The 21,097-nt window shown below is 38.8% G+C and carries 19 protein-coding genes; 10 read left to right on the top strand and 9 right to left on the bottom strand.

Going from position 1 to position 21,097, the window contains the following annotated elements:
- Positions 1-199 precede the first annotated feature (199 nt).
- The gene (locus LEP1GSC202_RS01330) at positions 200-487 is read right to left on the bottom strand and encodes a hypothetical protein (protein WP_039927823.1); all 288 of its coding nucleotides are present in this window, start codon (positions 485-487) and stop codon (positions 200-202) included.
- Positions 488-611: 124 nt separating this feature from the next.
- On the opposite strand from LEP1GSC202_RS01330, the gene LEP1GSC202_RS01325 reads away from it, so the two are divergent.
- Together LEP1GSC202_RS01325 and LEP1GSC202_RS01320 are read left to right on the top strand one after the other, a co-directional pair.
- Positions 612-1,268 carry a class II aldolase/adducin family protein gene (locus tag LEP1GSC202_RS01325; RefSeq protein WP_015675914.1) on the top strand — a complete coding sequence of 219 codons (657 nt, stop codon included), beginning with the start codon at positions 612-614 and terminating at the stop codon, positions 1,266-1,268.
- Between the two features lie 28 nt (positions 1,269-1,296).
- Positions 1,297-2,034 carry a class II aldolase/adducin family protein gene (locus LEP1GSC202_RS01320; protein ID WP_015676008.1) on the top strand — a complete coding sequence of 246 codons (738 nt, stop codon included), beginning with the start codon at positions 1,297-1,299 and terminating at the stop codon, positions 2,032-2,034.
- Between the two features lie 80 nt (positions 2,035-2,114).
- On the opposite strand, the gene LEP1GSC202_RS01315 is transcribed toward LEP1GSC202_RS01320, so the two are convergent.
- Both LEP1GSC202_RS01315 and LEP1GSC202_RS01310 read right to left on the bottom strand, forming a co-directional pair.
- Complete coding sequence (locus LEP1GSC202_RS01315; RefSeq protein ID WP_015675729.1) at positions 2,115-3,116, bottom strand: response regulator; 1,002 nt, start codon at positions 3,114-3,116, stop codon at positions 2,115-2,117.
- Positions 3,113-6,565 (bottom strand): PAS domain S-box protein, encoded by a 3,453-nt coding sequence (locus LEP1GSC202_RS01310; protein ID WP_039927820.1) that lies wholly within the window; start codon positions 6,563-6,565, stop codon positions 3,113-3,115. Before LEP1GSC202_RS01310 ends, LEP1GSC202_RS01315 begins: the two co-directional genes overlap by 4 nt.
- A gap of 426 nt (positions 6,566-6,991) precedes the next feature.
- Between LEP1GSC202_RS01310 and LEP1GSC202_RS01300 the strand changes: the two genes are divergently transcribed.
- From LEP1GSC202_RS01300 to LEP1GSC202_RS01285, 3 genes are all read left to right on the top strand, one after another.
- Positions 6,992-7,744 carry an SDR family NAD(P)-dependent oxidoreductase gene (locus LEP1GSC202_RS01300; RefSeq protein WP_039927819.1) on the top strand — a complete coding sequence of 251 codons (753 nt, stop codon included), beginning with the start codon at positions 6,992-6,994 and terminating at the stop codon, positions 7,742-7,744.
- A gap of 188 nt (positions 7,745-7,932) precedes the next feature.
- Entirely contained in the window at positions 7,933-8,790 is an 858-nt protein-coding gene (locus tag LEP1GSC202_RS19400; RefSeq protein ID WP_167321691.1) for an ankyrin repeat domain-containing protein, read from the top strand.
- 686 nt (positions 8,791-9,476) lie between these two features.
- Positions 9,477-10,334 (top strand): transposase, encoded by an 858-nt coding sequence (locus LEP1GSC202_RS01285; RefSeq protein ID WP_015675946.1) that lies wholly within the window; start codon positions 9,477-9,479, stop codon positions 10,332-10,334.
- Here LEP1GSC202_RS01285 and LEP1GSC202_RS01280 read toward each other — a convergent pair.
- On the bottom strand, positions 10,314-11,174 hold the full coding sequence (locus LEP1GSC202_RS01280) for a flagellar hook-basal body protein (protein WP_015675797.1): 861 nt from the start codon (positions 11,172-11,174) through the stop codon (positions 10,314-10,316). The two genes, LEP1GSC202_RS01285 and LEP1GSC202_RS01280, sit on opposite strands and share 21 nt — an antisense overlap.
- 112 nt (positions 11,175-11,286) lie before the next feature.
- Here LEP1GSC202_RS01280 and LEP1GSC202_RS01275 point away from each other — a divergent pair, with 112 nt between their 5' ends.
- The 5 genes from LEP1GSC202_RS01275 to LEP1GSC202_RS01255 are packed head-to-tail and all read left to right on the top strand — an operon-like array spanning position 11,287 to position 16,734.
- Positions 11,287-11,655 (top strand): RNA recognition motif domain-containing protein, encoded by a 369-nt coding sequence (locus tag LEP1GSC202_RS01275; protein ID WP_015676002.1) that lies wholly within the window; start codon positions 11,287-11,289, stop codon positions 11,653-11,655.
- Positions 11,656-12,858 (top strand): ATP-grasp domain-containing protein, encoded by a 1,203-nt coding sequence (locus LEP1GSC202_RS01270; RefSeq protein WP_015675764.1) that lies wholly within the window; start codon positions 11,656-11,658, stop codon positions 12,856-12,858.
- Entirely contained in the window at positions 12,855-13,463 is a 609-nt protein-coding gene (locus LEP1GSC202_RS01265; RefSeq protein ID WP_015675834.1) for a class I SAM-dependent methyltransferase, read from the top strand. Before LEP1GSC202_RS01270 ends, LEP1GSC202_RS01265 begins: the two co-directional genes overlap by 4 nt.
- The gene (locus LEP1GSC202_RS01260; protein ID WP_015675722.1) at positions 13,463-14,344 is read left to right on the top strand and encodes a class I SAM-dependent methyltransferase; all 882 of its coding nucleotides are present in this window, start codon (positions 13,463-13,465) and stop codon (positions 14,342-14,344) included. The genes LEP1GSC202_RS01265 and LEP1GSC202_RS01260 overlap by 1 nt, the downstream gene beginning before the upstream one ends.
- Positions 14,345-14,352: 8 nt before the next feature.
- The gene (locus LEP1GSC202_RS01255) at positions 14,353-16,734 is read left to right on the top strand and encodes a YhjD/YihY/BrkB family envelope integrity protein (protein ID WP_015675894.1); all 2,382 of its coding nucleotides are present in this window, start codon (positions 14,353-14,355) and stop codon (positions 16,732-16,734) included.
- Here LEP1GSC202_RS01255 and LEP1GSC202_RS01250 read toward each other — a convergent pair.
- The 5 genes from LEP1GSC202_RS01250 to flgG all read right to left on the bottom strand — a co-directional run bounded on the left by LEP1GSC202_RS01250 (position 16,731) and on the right by flgG (position 21,038).
- On the bottom strand, positions 16,731-17,216 hold the full coding sequence (locus LEP1GSC202_RS01250; RefSeq protein WP_015675781.1) for a rod-binding protein: 486 nt from the start codon (positions 17,214-17,216) through the stop codon (positions 16,731-16,733). The two genes, LEP1GSC202_RS01255 and LEP1GSC202_RS01250, sit on opposite strands and share 4 nt — an antisense overlap.
- 35 nt (positions 17,217-17,251) lie before the next feature.
- Positions 17,252-18,304, bottom strand: coding sequence for a flagellar basal body P-ring protein FlgI (locus LEP1GSC202_RS01245; RefSeq protein WP_039927868.1), 1,053 nt, complete (start codon positions 18,302-18,304; stop codon positions 17,252-17,254).
- Between the two features lie 200 nt (positions 18,305-18,504).
- Positions 18,505-19,296 carry a flagellar basal body L-ring protein FlgH gene (locus LEP1GSC202_RS01240; protein WP_039927867.1) on the bottom strand — a complete coding sequence of 264 codons (792 nt, stop codon included), beginning with the start codon at positions 19,294-19,296 and terminating at the stop codon, positions 18,505-18,507.
- A gap of 3 nt (positions 19,297-19,299) precedes the next feature.
- A complete protein-coding gene (flgA, locus tag LEP1GSC202_RS01235) occupies positions 19,300-20,241 on the bottom strand; it encodes a flagellar basal body P-ring formation chaperone FlgA (RefSeq protein ID WP_015675874.1) in 942 nt (313 codons plus the stop codon).
- Positions 20,241-21,038: a flagellar basal-body rod protein FlgG gene (gene flgG, locus LEP1GSC202_RS01230; RefSeq protein ID WP_012388518.1), complete on the bottom strand. Its 798-nt coding sequence runs from the start codon at positions 21,036-21,038 to the stop codon at positions 20,241-20,243. Before flgG ends, flgA begins: the two co-directional genes overlap by 1 nt.
- Positions 21,039-21,097: the final 59 nt, after the last annotated feature.

Below are 21,097 nucleotides of genomic sequence, written 5' to 3'. Positions count from 1 at the left end.
ACAAAGCGAGCATTCATAAAAGTAAATTCATTTTTGTTTTCTTAACGTGTAGATTGCTAATTTCTTTACAATTGATGGATAAACGATGAGTTTCAAAGATTTCTTCGAATGCATGGATGAATCAAGATGTGATCCATTTGGTTTCTGACAGAAATGTCCATGAAACAAATTGAGAATGCAAGGAGTAGAGCAAATAACATCACATTGGCGTACATTTTCCATATTGATCCTTCGTCTTCGCAAATCCATTGAGGAAACGGATGATACTGCCTAACAAAATGAAAATTCCATAGTAAAATCCAATCGCGATATCGGTTCCCAAAGAATCGAACAAAGGCATGTGGTCCCAAGAGAAAGGAAACCACATTCTCAAAACCGAAACACAAAACACTCCGATCCTTCCGACAACCGTCATGGTGAAAATGATAGCAAACGCATCTTCGAGTGGTAGTACATGCGGAATGAATCCAACATTAAGGCGAATCAAGTTTCCTATCTATTGTTGAGTGGAATTACACTTCGTTTTTTTTAAAATTCCCACGCTCTCGAACAGAATTTTTTTAATCGACACTTGTCGATTAATTAATAATTTGGGAACCTAGGACCAAGGTATGAAAAACCAACACCAAAGCATCAAATCCATCCAAAAAGAGATGATCTCCGCTTGTATCCAGTTAGCTGATCTTGGGTTTTTAGCAGGCATCGGTGGAAATTTAGCCGTACGTGTGGATCAAACGTTGATGGTTGTGACACCCTCCGCAAGTGATTATTATTCAATGAAACCCGAAGACCTTTGTGTTTTGAAATTGGAAACTTTGGAAATGGTAGAAGGAAAAAAAGAACCTACCACAGAAAGTGGGATCCATGCGAGTTTCTTTTTAAAACGCCCCGATCTCAATGTGAGTTTACACACCCACCAACCCCTTGCCAGCGCCATCACACTTCTCGGAAAAGATGTTCCTTTAGAATCCAAAGAAGCAAAAGAAAAAATTGGGTCCAAACTGATGATGGTTTCCTATGCTCCTTCAGGAACTTCGTTTCTTGTGAAAGCATTCCGTAAAAAAATCACCCAAGAAATGAATGGTTACCTCTTAAAAAACCATGGGATTGTTTGTGGGGCCAAAGATTTAAAGTCGGCCATTCGTTCCGTCATTTTGATTGAAGAAGAAGCGACTGCATTTTTAAAACAATCCATTCAGAAAAATAGGAGAAACATACAATTTCCAAAACCAATCATGGATCAAATTGAAACTGTATTTTCTAAGTAAATGTGAGTGGTAGAAAAAAATTTAGCTTATGAGTCAAATACTGAAACGACAAAATACAAAATCGAAATCCACACAACAAACACCTGATGGAATCGAATTACAAGACTTATGGAATCGTTTGGAATCCAAAGGTATGTTCCAAAGAGATGCCGTTAGTCTTTCCTTCCTTTTGCCAGGGATGGGATCATTTTTACTGATGGCAAAAGCGGAAGGGAAAAAAACAAAACCATATATAGGGATTCATTCCGTACAAACTCCCAACGCAAGGTCAAATGTTGGTAGTACATTTGAATCCCTGCCTTCTTTGATTCAGTTTCATGCCGAACTTTATTCGTTTCGACCTGACGTCGGGGCCATTGTGAGATTTAATCCTCCTTGGAGTTCAAAACTTGCTTACTTAGACCACCCACTCCCACTTGTGTTTGATGAACAATGCCGCCAATTAGGAGCACCTGTTCACCAGTTACCGGTTGGACCGAATGGAAATTTAATTGCAAGTGAGATTCTACTTTCCGGTGCAAATGGTTTTTTATTAGGGCACGAAGTCATTATCACAAGCGTGACACGGGAAAAAGCTATATACAATTGTGAGTTAATTGAAAAATGTGCAAAGGCCTATCTACTTGCCATTGCAACAGGAGGAACCGTTCGCAACATCCCATGGTTTGTACGATTGATCGCCAAACGAAGGCTATTGAAAGATGAGAAAAAAGCTGCAGCTTTTTACAAACGTGGAGAAAGGCCTTCTGGATTTAAAGCTTACTAATTTTCTTTAGTTTCGTTGCGACAGATGAACCAATTTCGTTTGTAAAATTCAATAAAAATATTCTACGATTGAGAATTAGATTAAGATCTTTCCATCTCTTCTGGCCATTCTTTTTTGATTTCTAAAACTTTTGGTAATACATTTAAAAATTCTGTTACAAGTTTTGGGTCAAAATGGGTGCCAGATTCTTTTTTTAAATAGGCTAGCGCATCGTCTACTTCCCATGCTTTTTTATACGGCCTAACAGTCATTAAAGCATCAAACACATCTGCAATGGCTATGATCCTTCCTTCAAGTGGAATGTTTTCTCCTTTTAGGTGATTCGGATAACCAGTCCCATCATACTTTTCATGGTGAGTGAGAGCTATTGACTTTGCCAAACGTAATAAACTGGAATGGTGGTCCCCTATAATTTCTGCGCCTATTTCCGGATGGCGTTTCATGATCTGCCATTCTTCATCCGTGAGTTTGCCAGGTTTTTGAATGATCGAATCAGGGATTCCTATTTTACCTACATCATGCATAGGTGCTGCATTTAAAATTTCATCTGCACCTTCTTCACTATAACCGATCGCAAGGGCTAGGGTTTTTGAATAATGACTCATTCGAATGACATGCATCCCAGTTTCATTGTCCTTGTATTCCGAAGCCATACCCAAACGTTGGATGATTTGTAATCTTGTGATTTTGACCTCTTCGCTATTGACTAACGACAAATGAGTTTTGACTCTTGCTTTCACAATTGCAGGGCTCACAGGCTTTGTGATGTAATCAACAGCACCAAGAGAAAATCCTTTTTCTTCATCACCCACATCTGTCAAAGCAGTCACAAAGATAACTGGAATAAACTTTGTGATATCTTTTGTTTTTAATCTCTGGCAGAAATCATAACCTGTTATCTCTGGCATCATCACATCTAATAAAATCAAATTGGGTTTTTCGTTTAAAGCAAGTTCCCAACCCTTACCAGCATCCTTCGCAAAGAACAATGTATAATCGTTTTTTAAAATTTCATTTAAGATTTGTAAATTAGTCGGCTCATCATCGATGATTAAAATTTTTGCTTTATCATTGGGTATCACGTTTGATCGGCTCCTATCTGTGTATTCAGTTTTTCTAAAATTTGAATGGCTCGATCAAAATCAAATTGTTCTATTGCCTTTTGCAATTGAAACGATTCTTCTTTAAATTCGCTTTGACCCATCCAAGTTTCCAATTCCTTCCATCCCAATTGGTTTAGGTTCCCCTTTTGAAAGGATAAGATCATGGCTTCTATATTGGTTCTCTTATCTGATAAAGTAATAGATGAATTCACTGAAACCAAACTCTCCTTTTCTTCCAAAACTACTTTAGAGCCATCGATTTTGTTTTTACTTTCTTTTTCATTGCCCATTTGACCTTCCAAACCACGCAACCTTTCGTTGGCTAGGATAGAAAGAGAGCCTAATGCCTGCAACATTTCCTTCCAATCACTTTGTGTGAAATGAAGGTTTGTTTCTCTGTTTTCCCAATTCTGTAAAATCTGGGAAAGTGGTTGGATCCCTAAATTAGAAGATGCACCCTTCCACTTGTGAAGGAGTTGTTTCGCAGTTTCCGAAGTAATGCCTTCCGGATTTGATTCAGAAAACCACAATCGCTGGGCATCGATGTATTCTTTCACAGCATGTATGTACACCAATTCAGATCCATAAATTTGAACCCCACGTTTCCAATTGAATACGGGAGAACTTTCATGGGTTTCACTTGATAAAAATGAATGATCTAAACTTTTCTTTATATCAGCTCCAGAATCATGAAGAACGTCATTACGATTTGGATTGGATCTAGAAAACCACTTTGCAATTTCTTGGAACAACTCATCTACATCAATTGGTTTGGAAACAAATCCATCCATACCTGCCTCTTTGGCCTGTACTTTGTCTTCTTCAAACACACTAGCAGATAAGGCAAGGATTGGAGTTCGTTTCCTTTTCTCTTTTGATTCTGCAATGCGAATCTGTTTTGTAGCCTCAAGTCCATCCATTTCTGGCATTTGTATATCCATCAAAACCAAATCAAATGCCTGTTCTTGGAAACGATCAACCGCTTCACGACCGTTATTTGCAATTGTAACATGATGTCCATTGGTTTCCATTAAGATTTGAACGAGTTCCACATTCTGTTTGACATCATCTGCTATCAGAACTTTTAACTTAGGCAAAGGTAAAATGGATATTCCCGTAATTTCTGTTGTGACTTTCCCCTTTGCTAATGGTAATGTGAAATAAAAATCACTACCTTCACCGAGTTTACTTTCGACCCAAATCTTACCACCCATCAATTCAACCAGTTGTTTGGAGATGGTGGTTCCAAGGCCTGTTCCACCAAATCTTCGACTCATGGAAACATCTGCCTGAGTAAAGGGTTCAAATATTTTATCCAAACGATCAGGAGCAATTCCTATCCCTGTATCTTGGATATGAAACTCCACCAAATCATCGTTAGGCTTTATTGACAATCGAATTGTACCTTCTTTTGTAAATTTAATTGCGTTTCCAATTAAATTGGTTAAGATTTGTCGAATCCTTAAACTATCACCTTTGTAATCATCACCCAAATTTTCAGAATATTCAGTAATAAAACTAAGGCCTTTTCGTTTTGCTTCCATACCGAGAGTAGAAGATACTTGGTCAACTAGTGAAATCAGTGAGAAGTCAACCATCTCCAGTTCTACTGCACCTCGATCCAGTTTGGCAGAATTCAATATATCATTCAGTAGTCGTAACAAAGATTTGGCAGAATTTCGAATGGTTTCTAGGTGTTTGCGGTGTGTGACAGAAAGAGAATCTGTGAGTAAAACTTCCGTAAAACCAATGATGGCATTCATCGGAGTTCTAATTTCATGACTCATATTGGCCAAAAACGTTGTTTTGGTGATCGATGCCATCTCTGCTTTCTCTTTCGATTCTATTAAAGCTTCTTCAATCCGACGGCGATCTGTATTGTCTAAAATAACGCCATCCAAAAACTTTACCTTTTTGTTTTCGTCATACACGATTCCACCATATTCTAATACCCAACGAATTTCCCCATTTCGATGTTGGATCCGATAATTCAAAACAAAAGTATCAGCCGTATCAATCGCATTTTGAATGGTATTGGCAACATGTTCTCTATCTTCTGGGTATATGATGTCGGAAAAGTTTCGTATTCGATTGGGTTCTAAAAAATCTTTGGCAGGGTATCCAGACAATAGTTCTATCGCATCACTTAAAAAGATGGAAGACCAATATTCATCAAGCAAACAACGGTAAACTACACCTGGAATGTTTTGGATAAAAGATCTAAGTTGTTCTTCATTATCCTTTAGTGCATGTTCAATCAAAATTCTTTCTGAAATATCACTGATAAGTCCAACAAAGATATCATCTTGTGGTAGTTTGGTATGGCCGATAGCAAGTCGAATGGGAAAGGTAGATCCATCTTTTCTTTTTGCGATCGTTTCCCTTCCGATACCAATGATTTTTGCCTCTCCAGTATTTAAATAATTCGATAAATAACCATCGTGTTCTTCTTGGAAAGGACTTGGCATCAGTATCTTTACGTTTTGGCCAATGATTTCTTTGGCACTCCATCCAAACATTTTTTCAGCTGTTACGTTAAATTCCTGGATGATCCCTTTCGTATCAATCATCACAATCGCATCTGCAGCTGTTTCAATGATGGCTCTTAATCTAGATTCACTTTTTAATAAATTCTGGAATAAATCTTTATAACTAATGAAGGCGATTGTAACTACGGCAGACCCAATCACAAACAAACTGCCAAATCCAACAAGGAAGGCTAAAAATATTTGGTCAGTGGTGGAGTTGTCGAGCTCAGTTCCAATCGGAACAACAAACCGAGCCGCAGCCATACCAGTATAATGCATACCTGATATGGCAGAACCCATTACAATGCCACTAAATAATGTTAGGTAAAGTGGACGAATCTTCCAAACGTTACTCTTCAATCGAAATTGGATTAGAATCGATACAATCGCAAGTGAAATTGCCACTACTAGGGAAACAAAAAACAAGATCGGATCATACAATAACTTGGGTTTCATTTGCATTGCAGACATTCCCATATAGTGCATAAAACCTATGCCTGCGCCAACAACCACGCCAATCGAAACTAATTCCAATTTTGTAATTTGTTTTTTACTAAGCGTTCTTAAAGCAAAAAAAGAAGCGAAAAAACTTGGTAAAATGGACAAACTTGTAATGAGTTTATTATAAGTAACAGTCGTACACAACTCAAAGGACATCATCCCAATGAAGTGCATAGACCATACGGCTCCACAAAGTGATAAACTTGCTGTAAACAAAATAGCAAATCTAGAAAGAGAACTCCCAACTTCAGAAAATCGATTCAATAAATACAAAGAAATCCAAGATGCAAGAATCGATATAAAAATGGATAATAAAACCAACCACCCATTATACGTTCCCGTTACAAAATATACCTGGGATGGATTGAATATAAAAAAGTTTTGTAAGAATTCCATCATTGAATTAAAAACTCTGTTCTCCAAACTACGTTAGAAAACCCACTCCATATTTGGACAAGGATTGGAAATGAAAAGGAAGTAATTCCTTACTTTAAAAAATGAGTTCAGGGTATCCCCGTACTTTTCCCAATTGAGAACTTGAAATTGGAGTTGTTTGTGAAAAAAAAGTAATGAGATTCGCTATGGAATTGGACCATTTTTCTTTTCAATCCCTTCCAACCAATGATCCTCAGTTATCCTTTGGTTTGGAGGAATCGATAGAACCCATATTCAAAAACTACGATAGACCTTTCTCTTTTGATTCGAAACCTTTACCCTATCCATTCAATTCCTTGCATTACCAAAGGAGACCGGTCAGTCCACTTTTCAACTAACAGAGAAATTAATTCGATTGTCTAAGATTTGGAACTTTCACAATTTGCCTATATGGAATTGAGTTTAAAAGGTAAAAATGCGATCGTCACCGGTGGAGCACTCGGCATTGGAAAGGAAACCAGTGTGTTACTTGCAAAACAAGGTGCAACCGTCATTGTTTCTGACATCAAAGAAGAAGAAGGAAATTTAGTTGTGGAAGAAATCCAAAACTTTGGTGGCAATGCACTTTTTGTTAAATGTGATGTCACGAAGGAAGAGGAAATCATCCAACTCACAAATACCTTTCAAAAACAAAACAAACGATTGGATATAATGGTAAACAATGCGGGCATAGCAAATAAACCAACTTTTATGCATAAGGTAACAACAGAAGTTTGGAACAAACTGATTCTTATGGATTTAACAAGTGTCTTCTGGTGTCAAAAATATGCCACAAAACACATGCTTGATGACAGAAAGGGAGGTTCCATTGTCAATGTAGCTTCCATTGCAGGCCTTGGTGCCTCCCCTTCCCTTGGACCATATTGTGTGGCGAAAGCCGGTGTGATTGAACTTAGTACCACCGGAGCTTTAGAAGTTGCGAAGTATGGCGTGCGGATCAATGCGGTCTGTCCTGGATGGACTGAAACAGCGATACTGGATGTGGCTGGTGATAGAGGAAAAACAACCATGGAAAAAAATATCCCAATGGGAAGATTAGGAAAACCAACAGAAGTGGCAAACCTGATTGCTTTTTTAGCATCGGATGCCTCTAGTTTCATTACGGGATCGGTATATCGAATTGATGGAGGGACAAGGAGTTAGATCGGTTTCATACGTATGTTTATGTTTCGGATTCCAGAAATCGTATCTTTTTTAATATACAATCTCGAAACAGTATCGAAAAGATACATCGACTGATTTGAAATGATTTTCAAAAATAAAAATAGATGAAAGGATTCATACGATATTGTCAATATATGAGATACACAATCCAAATAATACTAATCCTATTGAATTTTGAAATTCTAAGCCAACCGATTTTGACTTTTAAAAATAACTCTAGGTTTGCTTATTTGGGAAACCATACCATTGATGATGCAAAAAATGAGTGCAAACTCATCGGCATGCATTTACCAAGCATTTTTGAATTGGAAAAAGCTTATCAATCAGGCAAACACAAAAATTGGCTAGAAGTATCTAATTACTATTGGTCCTCTTCTCCAATTGACGAAAATCGCAACTCCTATTTGTATATCAATTTCGATAACGGTGGTTCAGGATCAGGCAAAAAAACTGATTCGCTTGCAGTTATATGCATTAAGGGAACTAACGATCCAACTTCGAAACTTCCGATACCAAAGTATTCTACTTTAGAACGAAGAAACACAGCAATGTTAACTGAGGCAGCACTCAATGGAGATCTAGAAACAATTCAATCGTTGGTAAAATCAAATGTGAATGTTAATGAGAAGGATGGCTTTGGATTTACTGCCTTGATGTCAATTGCAAACCATCCAAATGATACAGAGATTGCCCGGACCTTGATTGAAGCGAAAGCTGACATTCATGTAAAATATATCGAAGGTTCAACCGCATTAATTTTTTCAGTACAAAGAGAGCAAGTTGAAATTGTTAGGCTCCTAATCAATTCAAAAGCTGACGTAAATGTTAAAACGACCAATGGCATCACCGCAATCATGTATGCTTCAAGTCGAGGCAATTTAGAGATTGTGAAACTTCTTTTAGATGCAAATGCGAAAATTGACCTTATCGATAATTTTGGCAATACAGCTTTAGATCACGCGAAAAAGAAAGGTCACATCGAGATTGTCAAGATGCTAGAAAATGCTGCAGACAAAAAGAATTAAAAGTAGATTACATTCAGCAATCATTTTTTAAGTTTGTAAATTTTCAGTATCTGCTATCATTCAATGATTGAATCTTTTTCTTACTCTAATCTCTCAATACTAATTCGCACAAATCAACAGGTTTTTCCATAAAACCTAACACCTGTGACTCAAAATTAGACTCTCCGAACGTATCCCCTTCTCCTACCCTTTCCCAAAGAACTACAGCCTCTACAAAGGTATCCTCGAAGCAAATACACCATAACAAACCTACTTTAAGGACTAAGAAAGTATCACCCAAAATATCCTCAAAGGGTAAGATTACACCTGCTACCTCAAAGACTACAAGCGAAGGTGCTTACGTTCCTCAACCTTCTAGCTCAGAGATACATTTAGAAGGGGAAAACAATCACCACTCTAAGGATCATTTATTTGAGAACCTTACAGATGATATTTTTATAGAAGCAGATACTTTTAAGGAATATAAGTATAAAAGCACTTCGGGAATCCATACAGAGAAGTTCCAGAAACTCACATATAAAATCCTCTATGATCTCTACCCTAAGTACTGCCCCAAGTGCAATGTTATCCTTTCCAAAGGTGTTAAGAATCGTCCAGACCTTGTAAGATGTGGGAATAAAAACTGTCACAACCAAGTCTCAAGGCTATCATATACACCACTCCACCACTTCAAGTTACCAATTTGGATGTTTGGGTATATTTTAGAAGAATCCATCCTTCAATTTCCCAAGGTAATCACTTCAATAGAAATTAGCAAAAGGTTAAGTATATCCTACAAGTCCGCAAGGCTTTTGAAGCAACGAATTCAGGTGTTTTCTAGCCATCAGGTAGAGGTTTTAAGGAAATTATATTACAATGATCTCAAAGATACTTTCAAAGATGTTACTCTTCCAAAATTAGAAGATGGTAAGGACGTAAAAAAGCACTTAGGCAAAAAACTTTATAGAAAAATACCACATACAGATACCGCAGTATTATATTCTGCCTCTCAGAGGAGTAATCAACATCGGAAAAGGTTTCGCCACGGTGGTCTCACAGCTAGTATCTATCAAAGTGATTCAGTTGGTGGTAGGCAGGTAGGAATTTTAGTAAGCACTATAGCCACTATGAATGGTTGTGTATTTTTTGATTCAGTTCCAGATCAAAAGGCTAATACATTAGGAACCTTACTCCGCAAAACTGTTCCCTATGAGTCTCCACTATTTTCAGATGAAGGGTATCCTTGGTTATGGGGTATTTATAAAAAGCATAGGACTGTAAATCATCAGGCTCATAGTAAGGACAAAAGGTATAAGTTCGCAAAGAATCGTTGGAGTAAATTTTCCATTCACAATCAAGTTGCTGAAGGTAATCAGAGATTATTAAAAAGTGCTTTTAGTGCTTACTGTTATATAAAACCCACATACTCACAACTCTATTTGAATGAGCTGTCATTCATTAAATCCATTCAGGCTGTTGGAATGGATAGATTAGTAACAGCTCAGAGGGAAGGAGTTGTGCGGAATGTATCTAGGATATTTACTCTACCGCATAATTTCGAATAAACGACCGAGTAAACTATCTTGTGTTTGCATGGTTTTGGAATTGGCTTCGTAGGCCCGGTTCACTTCAATCATATCTACCATCTCTGTCACAACTGATACATTCGAGGCTTCCAGATAGCCTTGTAAAACTTGGGGGGCAAGGAGTTCTGGAAAGGCTGTGGGTTCACCCGATTCAGGAGTATCAGAATAAAAAGAATCCCCTTCTTTGTCGAGATGTCTTGGGTTTTCAACAGTTCGAATTTTTAATCGATCAAGTAACACTGGTTCTTCGAAACGATTTTCGCTAAAATTGGTTCCATCTTTTGGAGCTGTTCCCAATTTTGCATTGATATAAATTTCGCCATTTTCTTTTACAAGGAAATTCCCTTGGTTCACTTGGATGGGACCTTTTTCACCAAGGAGTGGAAACCCTTGTGGGGTCACAACGAATCCATTTTTATCCAAAACAAAGTTTCCGCTCCTCGTGAGGCGTTCTCCGCGATTGGTAAGGACCGAAAAAAAAGCAGGTTTTTCCATCCCAGGTTGGTCTTGGACCATTAAATCAAAGATATTGTCAGTTTTCTTTACAGCACCTTGTTCAAAACGAGTGTACACTTCGTTCACTTCAGCACCAAACCCTAGTTTACCGACGACAGGGGAAGTATCAAAGGAACCCATCGGGGTTTTCCCGATTCCATCTTCAGAGTAACGGTGGAGTAACATTTCTGGGAAAGTTTTGAAGACAGTGGTATCTTTTTTGAAGGCAGTTTTGTCCACATTGGCCAAATTATTGGCTACCACATCCATACGCACTTGTTGGGAAATCATCCCGTTTGCACCTGTATACAATCCTCGTAACATAAATCCCTACCTAAGATTCCAATCGACCAAATCCGCCAATTCCACAAGAGAAAATGCGACATAGTCAAAAAAGAGTTGAAGTTTTGGAGAATTTTTTAGAAAAAAGAAGGACATGAAGTTATCTATCGGAAACCTCCCTCAGACCCTTACGGACGATGCCCTCGAGAAACTTCTTTCCGCGTATGGAAAGGTGGAACACCTGCAGATCAAACGAGACAAACTCACAAAGGTTTCGCTTGGGTATGGAACTGCTGAAATGGCAGATGCCGACGCGGAAAAAGCCATCGCAAGTCTCAACGGAAAGGAATTGGAAGGCAAAAAGATCGTTGTTGTCAACCAAGAAGAACTGACCAAAGCGCAAAACGAAGCACAAAAGAAAAAAGGAAGTCCTGCTGTGGCAAAACCAACGTTTGGACGTAACCAAACTTCTGGTGGTGGCAATACAGGAGTCCAACGCCGAGGTGGTTCCCGCGGGTCATAAATGAAACAATTGAACGGAAGTTATCTCTCCATTGGAGCGGGAGAGAACCAAATCCCTCTCATTCGAGCTGCGAAACTGAGAGGTCTTAAAGTCATTGCTGTGGATACAAATCCCATGGCACCTGGCTTAAATGAATGTGACATTAAGATATTAGAATCTACTCATGAATACCGTAAAATCTTACATGCAATGAGTAAGGTTCCCTTACCCTATAAGTTACTTGGGGTGGGTTCGAGGTCATATGGAAAAGCTGTATTTACTGTTTCTTACTTAGCGGAAAAATTCAAATTACGCGGTAATCCAAGAGAAAGCACAAATCTTTTTTTAGACAAAGAGAAATGCAAACAAACTGTTTCCAAATATGGGATCCCAGTTCCAACGGGTGTTACCACTGCCCCATCCGTAAAAGCCAAAGATAAAAAGTTAGACTTAACGTTTCCCATCATCGCCAAACCCAAAGAAGGCTCTGGCAAAAAGGGAATCACTGTTTTAGAATCCGAAACGGAATTCAAAAAATTCACCAAACTCAAATCCAATGAATCCTTTTTACTTGAGAGCTTTACTCCAGGTGATGAAGTGACTGTTCTTGGATTTGTAATCTCCAAACGATTTTATTTGATCTCTGTCACAGACAAAATCACAACGGGCATCCCCGAATTCATTGAAATGGCACACATTGCCCCTTCTATCCATATCAGTATGGCGGGTGAGTTGAAAATGATCTGCCAAAGCATCGTCACTTCCACCAAATTGAAAACAGGACCATTTGTAGCCGAATTCAAAATCACCAAAAATAAAGAATGTATTTTGATGGAAGCGGCACCTGAAGTGGGTGGGGAATTTTTAGCGGACCAATTACTGCCAAACCACTATGGTTATGACTATTTCAAAGATCTGCTTTCGGTTACCATTGGAGAGAAAACTAGACCAGAATTTTTGAAACAATCCAAAAATGGATTCACACATTCCGCAATTGTCTTTACACTGCCTGGTTCCAAACAAAAAAAAATGGGAGAAATGGTTTCCTTCGCTCCCAAACCATTAGAATCTGTATTTTTTAAAAAACAATTGATTGAAACAGGTGTTAGTTTAGAAAAACGAGAAGGAAACCACAAGCGAACGTCTGTTATGGGAATAAACACAAAACAAACAATTCCCGCCAAAGATTGGTTAGAGACTATTTTACTCCGATTGGAATCATGAAAAACGTTTGGGATACTCATTACGAAAGGCCAAAGTCAAAGTTAAATTTTCCTGATGAAAATTTGGTGCGTTTACTTTCCAAAATTGATCCACCTAACCAAAATGCTTTGGATTTTGGATGTGGATCCGGTAGGCATTCCTATTTACTCCAAAATGCGGGATTTTCTGTCACTGCCTGTGACAACGCAAAAACTACAATTGACTCATTACAAAAAGAAACGGAGAAAATTCGTTTCCTCCACACACCCAGTCACGAACTTCCTTTTTTACCCAATACCTTTGGTTTGATTGTGAGTTGGGGAGTTTTCCATTACAACAAACGGGAAGATGCAAAAACTTTACTCCAATCACTTCTGAATGCGATGGCAAAAGATGGATACCTAGTCGGTTCCATCCGTGCTGAAGGTGATACTCACTTGGGACTAAAGGCAGGAAAGATGAACCTAACGGATCTTAGCGGAGGTTATGCGGAAACTTATTCTTTATCGGAACTAAAAGAATTCTTATCTCCTTTTTCCGAAGTATCCATTGGCTATTCAGAAAGGACTCCGCTGGGCAAACTAAATGAAAGGATTTGCCATTGGTTTTTCCTCGCTAAAAAATAATGACAGCTTTTGATTCCTTACGCGACGAATGTCCCTTAGAAAAGGTTTGTGATTGGAGGTTTTTGTACGAATCCACTGGCCATTACAAAGGATTACAAATAGCAGTTTGCCAAACATGCAAACTCCAAGCCCTTTCCCCAAGACCCAACCAAAGTGAACTATATTCCAAAGAATACTACCAAGGCAAAGCAGAGTATTCATACATTGACGAAAGGGCATCCAAACCTTTTTTCCGCCACGTCTGGAAAGCGCGGATCCAAAACATCAAACGGTTTGTGAAGTATGGCCATTTTTTAGATATAGGATCATCCTTTGGTGGTTTCCTTGAAGTCGCAAAAGAAGAAGGTTATACGATCCAAGGAGTAGAAGTTTCGGAGTATGCAGCAAATTTTGCCAACCAAAACAATATCCCAACCTTCAATGGAAATCTGTATGATGCTAAGTTTCCTTCTGCTTGTTTCGATGTGATCACTCTTGTGGAGGTCATCGAACACATTGAAAATCCAAATCGTTTTTTTAAAGAGTTAACTCGCATTTTAAAGCCAGGTGGCTTACTCCTTCTGCAGACAGCCAATTTTGAAGGTTGGCAGGCAAAAGAAGAAGGCAGTGCCTACCATTATTATATGCCTGGCCATGTTTTTTATTACTCGGATGGATTGTTAAAAAAAATATTGACTGGGTTTGGATTTGGGAGTTTCGTATCTTACTTCGGTGTGGATTTCCCATTGGTGGCAAAACTGAAAAAAGTGAGAGGGTCTTTCCAAAATTGGACGGACTACCTTCAATGGTTTCGGATTAGTTATTACCATTTTCGTTCCAAGTGGAAACGAAAGGGATTTCCTCTCACCTCAAGTTACGTTTTGTACGCATTTAAAAAATAGGAACGATTATGAGCGAAGCGATAAAAACCCCAATCCTTGTTCGGTTGACAACTATCCCAGAAGGGCCTGGATGGAAACGAAAAATCATACTGGGAATCAGGGTTTTACTCGTTTCTGTTCATCGTTTCATGAAAGATGATTGCCTCATTATTGGATCAAGCCTTGCGTATACAACGATCGTTACCCTCATTCCAACTCTAACCGTTGCACTTGCTTTGATTACCGTTGCATCTGGCATCCACACAAGGCAAGGGGAAATGGTAGATGAAATCAACTCTTATCTCCTTCGTAACAATATCCAATTTGACATCACTCCCTATTTAGAAACATTATCTGATATCATTTCCACAGCCACACAGATTGGTGCCGTAGGATTTGTAGTTTTTATCTTTTCGGCCACTGCCGTTTTACGTTCGTTAGAGAAAGCATTCCATATCATTTGGCAGATTGACCTACACCGTAGTTTTATTAATAAATTTGTATTTTATTTTTTCCTGATCTCCTTTGGGCCACTTTTATTTGTGGTTGGGAAAAATATCACTGATACCATTTCCGATTCTGTACGCCCTCCCCACTTAAAGTCGATTGTTTCCACAAAACATGGTGAACTTTGGGTCGCTGGCGAAAAAGGCAATATTGGGATGATGAAGGAGTTAAACCAATCCATTTCCTTCATCCCGGAATCCAGTATCGATTTCGAAAATATGTTATGCATCGATATGGAAACAGTCGAAACCGGTACATGCAAAAAACCTAATATTAGGAAGGAAAATTTCTTTCGGATTCGCAGCGTAGGGAATGATTTATTTACAATTTCCGAAGAAGGAACTTTTTTATATTCAAATGACCTTGGAAACACTTGGAAGGTTCACTCATTAAAGGGAATCAATGTATCGGATTTTGGTGCCATTGACTATGATACACTTTTCATACTAACAAAGGACACTAGTACGTTACGTTATGACCTTGGAAAACCATTCAAAGAAATCAAACGATTCCATGATGATGGGATCACTCCGATTCGGGTTCGATTTTTCTCTGACAAAGATGGTTTCATTTTAGACCGAGAAGGAAGGTTATGGAAAACAAGTGATGGGGGGATTAGTTTTTTCCCTCAAGAAATTTCCAGAAAACCTCTCAATGACATTTCCTTTTTAAATCGCAATATTGGATTTTTAGTTGGCGATAGTGGAGCCATTTACAAAACAACTGACGGCGGTTATACGTGGGCAGACCTAAGCCACAGAAAGTATTCCTACGAACGTGTTTGGGTATTTGCTTCTCCCAAAAAACAAGACTATGATATCTTTGTGTTAACATCTCTTGGTGATATTTTACTTTCAGAAGACGAGGGTGAAAATTGGTCTATCGCTTACAAAGGAAAAGCTGGAATGATTTTGGACATGCTCCTGCTTTCCAAGAAAAAATCACTCGTAGAAACGGATGGGAGCCAAACAAAAAACCAAACGGATACAACCACATTAGGTAATCTCACAACGGATTCTCCGATTGAAATCGAAAATCAAAATGAAGCGGAAAGTCCAAACGAAGGGATGTTAGGAATTGTTGGCGTTGGAGAATTTAACAAAATCATCCGTGTAGAAGAAAATAGTAAAGGTGAAACAATTTGGAAAAAATACCAAGGTGGGAAACGTTTTTTTTCCCTATATTCCATCTTCCAATTTTTGTTACCTTTATTATCTTTGTGGTTATTTTTTTTACTGATCTTTAATATCATCCCCAATACAAAAGTGCCACTAAAGGCTTCTTCCATTGGAGCAGCTGTCACCGGGTTTATCTTGATACTTTTCTTTTGGGGATTTATCAATATCTACCTAACTTCCTTTACCGAAAAAACGATGTTGGTTTATAAAGCACTTGCTGCCATTCCCATTGCCTTATTAGCGATTTATTCCATTTCACTCATCATCCTTTATGGAGCGGAAGTTACGGCAACCTTACAATTTCCAGACAGATATTTATTACCCAAACATCCATTTGATGATATCGATTCTACTTTATCATATGAGTTCTATAAGATCTTACAAGTTTTGACACTTACCTATACTCACCAGGAGAACAAGGGTGAACTCATCAAACTCACTCATCTTAGAAAATCATTATTATTACCCGAAAAAGAATTATCACAAATTTTAGATAAACTGACTGATTCCAAACTCATCCAAATCACTGAAGAGAATCGAATTGCACCAGTAAAACTGAAAGCACAAATCGATTTGGTTTCTGTTTATGAATCAACTTCTAGTTTCAAACTGGGAGCTCCGAAAGAAAGAGCAAGTTTATCACCAAAACTCAATGATAGCCTAACCAAGTTAGAAGAAAAATGGAAGGATGAACTTCGGAAAACATCCTTTTCGGATTGGATTTAAAGGTAAGGATTTTTTTTCACGGGTGGAAGTGACGCTGACATTTGTTTGTAGATCTCTTCCGCAAGACCCATGGATTCGTTTTGCGAGATATTTTTAGCATATTCATCATATAACATATCTTCAAAAATTTCCTCTGCATAACCACCATCGATGAGTTTTTCTTTGTGGATGGTGTTTTTCATTTCCTTTAACATCATCTTCACAAAAACAGATTCAAATTCTACCGAAGCATCATATAATTTTTTTCGATAAGGATCAGCAGTGATCTCCTCACGGATGTTTTGTGGAACGCGTAAGGAAGAAGAACTCACTTTCCCCATAAGTCCTTCATGGGTTTCGAGTAGGTTTTGGAATTCTGAATTTCCCTGTTTGTGTATCTCTTTTTCTTTTGGAACCGAAAGAGACTTCATCCTATTTAAAATCGATTCGTCATTGGAACGGCTTAACCTACCCGAATAGTCTTGGATTTTGTGAATGTCCATATTATGTCTATTAAATCTATCGGCAAATCCTGGAATTACTGAATCACAAGATCTGCTTTTAGAGCCCCTTGTTTTTTTAAGGCCTCCAAAATGGAGATAATGTCTTTTGTAGATGCCCCAACCTTATTTAAGGCTCCTACCACATCTGAAACTTGGGTCGTCTCTTTCAAAACGAATACCGATTCCCCTTTCCCGTCCTCTTGGATCGGGAAAAAATAACGTGCTTTGTCACGGTTGGCAATTTGGATCGTAAGGCCTTGTTGGGATATGGCGACCTCATCGATGGCAATGTTTGCTCCCATAACGATTGTCCCGGTTCGTTCATTGATCACAACTCTTGCCACGGGTGAAGAATTGACAGTGAGGTTCTCCAATTTCGATAAAAAATTGAGGTCAAGTTTTGGAGCACCAGTTACCAACTCTCCATTGGGTCCTTGTGCAGATGGCATCGTTGGCAATGGCACAAGGACTTCTGTGGGAGAGACAACTTCTGGCACAACTGCCATTTCCGCAGTAATTGCATCTACGATCGCACCCATGGTGGTATAATCTTTTTCGAGTAAAGTGAGTTTCACTGATTTTGTAACTGGCGCATTTGGAATTGATTTTTCTAAGATTGCACCCATTGGAACCAGCGCTGTATTGGATCCAGATTTTTTATCTGCTGCTCGTTTTTTCTCTTTGCCACCAAACACAAGTACGCCGGAAGCGACTGCGATGGTTTCCCCATTGGCTGCTTTGAGTGGAGACTGCAGTAACACCCCCCCTTCGAGAGACCTTGCATCACCAAGTGACGAGACAACGATATCAATTTTGTCACCTTCTTTTAAATTCACCGGAACATTGGCTGTGATGAGTACAGATGCTGTATTTTTAGCATCACGGAGGTTCTTTTTCGTATTCACACCGAGACCACTTAAATAATTTTGTAAGGCTTCTTCGGTGAGAGGGTTTTTGGTATCCCCAGTTCCATTTAGACCCACCACAAGTCCAAAACCAGTGAGTTGGTTTTCCCTAACCGCATCAATTCTCACCAAATCTTTGAGTCGCGTTTCGACAGCTTGAAGAGAGTTCGTAACAAACAACATTCCGAACAAAGGAAGTGTAAAAATAGTAATCTTGAGAGAAGCCAGATTCCCATTCTCTAAAATTGAATTGATTTTTTCAAAAATTTCTTTCAATCGTTTTGGCTTCGTAACAGGGCGCATTTGAATTGGATTCCAACCTTTCATTTGGAACTCTTTCCGATCGTTTGTGATTTCCAATGTTCCAAAATTTTCCATGACAATCACTCACTTTCACCTAAGAGTCGTTTGATATTTTTTAAAATGATTTCTTGTTTTTCTTTATCCGAAAGTTCTGCTTTTTCTGTGACGGTTCCATCAGGATTTGTGATTCGTTTCATTTGGATATTGGGATCATTTAATTCTTTGGGATTTAATGTACCTTGGTATTCTACTCGTAAATTGGCAATCAGGTCACTCGCAATGAACCTATTTTTATCTAAGTCTTCTGGAGAAATAGTCCCCGACAAACGAAGGTTAATACGCTCTTCAGATAAATTAAAAACACGACTTCCTTCTAATTCCAAATTCCCAGTTCCAGGATCAATCCCTGTCACAATTACTGCCATGACCCCTACAACCTTACCCTGGGATTTTGATTTTCCCACTTTGGATCGCATATAGGTTGCATTTGCTGTGTAATTCGGTAGGTCTGGGACTAGTTTTTTGTCTGGAACCGTTTTGATATCATTGTCAAAAGTAGCTTTGTATTCTGATTCATATTCGACTCGGAGTCCGTTTTTCAAAACAACTTTAACAACAGTGCCAGGTTGGATCGTTTTGGGATAGGAATATGGGTCTTTGTCTTTCCATAAAGATTCTGCTTGTAAAGTCGAACCAATCGTTACGTGTGATTGAAAACCACGAGCCAATTGAGGGATTACCAAACATAGTATGAAAGGCAGAAAAATTCTATATGCAAAATGATTGCGAAGGTAAAAAAAACGATGGGATAAAGATCCCATTTTAAACGTTTTCAGTGTAGTTTTGAACACATTCATTCTCGGAACCATCATCACTTATCTTTCTTCCAGAAGGCAAATGCCTTCATTTTGCACACGGGCTTTGATTATTTTTTGCGAAGCCAAATTGAGAAGGGAAATTTCTTCCCCTCGGTTCCCCGAGTTCAAGGCCCTTGTTTTGATTTTTAATAATAAATTCCCAATCGTATACACTAGTTCCACTTCTTGTCCACGTTCAATGGTATGGAGAGTTCGCACTTGTTTTTTTTCAATCGCAGTATCAGGTAAAAAACCATTTAATGCTGTTTTACCAACTGGGTTTTCCTCTGTGTACTCTCTCAGTGAATCAGCAGAGAAAAAATACCGAAGTTCAACATCATCATCGGTTAAAACAGTTTTAGAAGGGATTTCCCTTTTTGTGAAGTATGCTTTTTTCTTTTCTTCAATGAGAAAGGGTACAGATTCAGAATGGACGAGTTTTCCTTCATAATAAAAATCCAAAGGGAAAAGGCGTTTCCCTGCATGTAGGGACCGTCCCGAATAACGCCATACAGTCGAAGTTCCAGAAATGATTGGCAAGGACTCTTTTTCAGAACTGATTCGGAACGTATCTCCCATTTCACCCAATGTATGTCCACTGGATGCACTTAAATCTTTCCAAAGTGAAACTTCTAAATCTTTTTTAGAGAGAATTGATGTTTTTGGAAGTAAAATCCCCTCTTTCCCCATCACGATAAAGGATTCACTGGTTCCCATTTCTTTTGTGTAAAGTGTTGTGATGTGACGTGTCAGGTCATCTGGTTTGATGACGATGGGTGCCTTAACATTTTGAAATACAATTGGATTCCAATTCCCTTTCCAGTTGGTAAATTCAGACAACCTCACCTCTCCCACACCCACAATGGTTTTAGGTTTGAGATACAAACGATTGTCATCTTGGTTTGCAAAAACTGGCAAACCAATTACCAAACTAAAAAGAATAGAAACCCAAAGTTTCATTAACGTTTGAGCCCAATTGCCGTCGAAAGCATGTTATCCGAAGTTTGGATGGTTTTGGAATTTGATTCGTAAGCCCTTTGTGCAACGATCATATTCACCATCTCTTCTACGATTTTAACATTACTCATTTCTAAAAATCCTTGGAGGACACTCCCATAACCTTCTTGGGATGGCATCCCTGGGATTTCTTGTCCTGAAGCAACGGTTTCACGGAATAAGTTTTTCCCCACAGCTTGGAGACCCGCTGGGTTGACAAACCGGTAGAGTTCCAATTGGCCAATGGTCGTGGGACGGATGTCGTTTCCGATTTTTACTGTGACTTCCCCCTCTTCCGAAACCATAAGAGTATTTAGAATGGCATTTTCAGGTAGGATGATCGGTGGTTCGAGCAAATACCCGTTAGATGTAACGACTTGTTGGTTCGAATCAATTTTAAAGGACCCGTCACGTGAATACGAGAAAGTTCCATCAGGCATTTGGATTTTAAAGAATGCCATTTCCCCTGTGAGCGCAAGGTCTAGTTTATTTCCTGTGGCTTGGAATGATCCAATCTCGAATAATTTCTGTGTGGCGGCAACTTTCACACCATGCCCCACATTCACACCCGTTGGAATTTCGGAAACAGAGGTGGCTGGAGTTCCCGCGAGCACTTGGTGTTGGTAAACTAAGTCTTCAAAGTCCACCCGGTTCTTTTTAAAACCTGTGGTGTTTACGTTGGCTAGGTTATTGGCAACGGTATCAATATGAAATTGTTGGGCAATCATCCCGGTAGCACCGGTCCAAAGGGATCGCATCATAAAAAGGCACCTCTACAGCTTCTATCGGTTTTCCTCTAAAAAAGCTAAGTGTCTTTTTT

This window comes from Leptospira yanagawae serovar Saopaulo str. Sao Paulo = ATCC 700523, assembly GCF_000332475.2.
Taxonomy (GTDB): domain Bacteria; phylum Spirochaetota; class Leptospiria; order Leptospirales; family Leptospiraceae; genus Leptospira_A; species Leptospira_A yanagawae.
The sequence above is the reverse complement of the archived record's forward strand: the minus strand, read 5'-3'. Positions and strand labels throughout refer to the sequence as shown.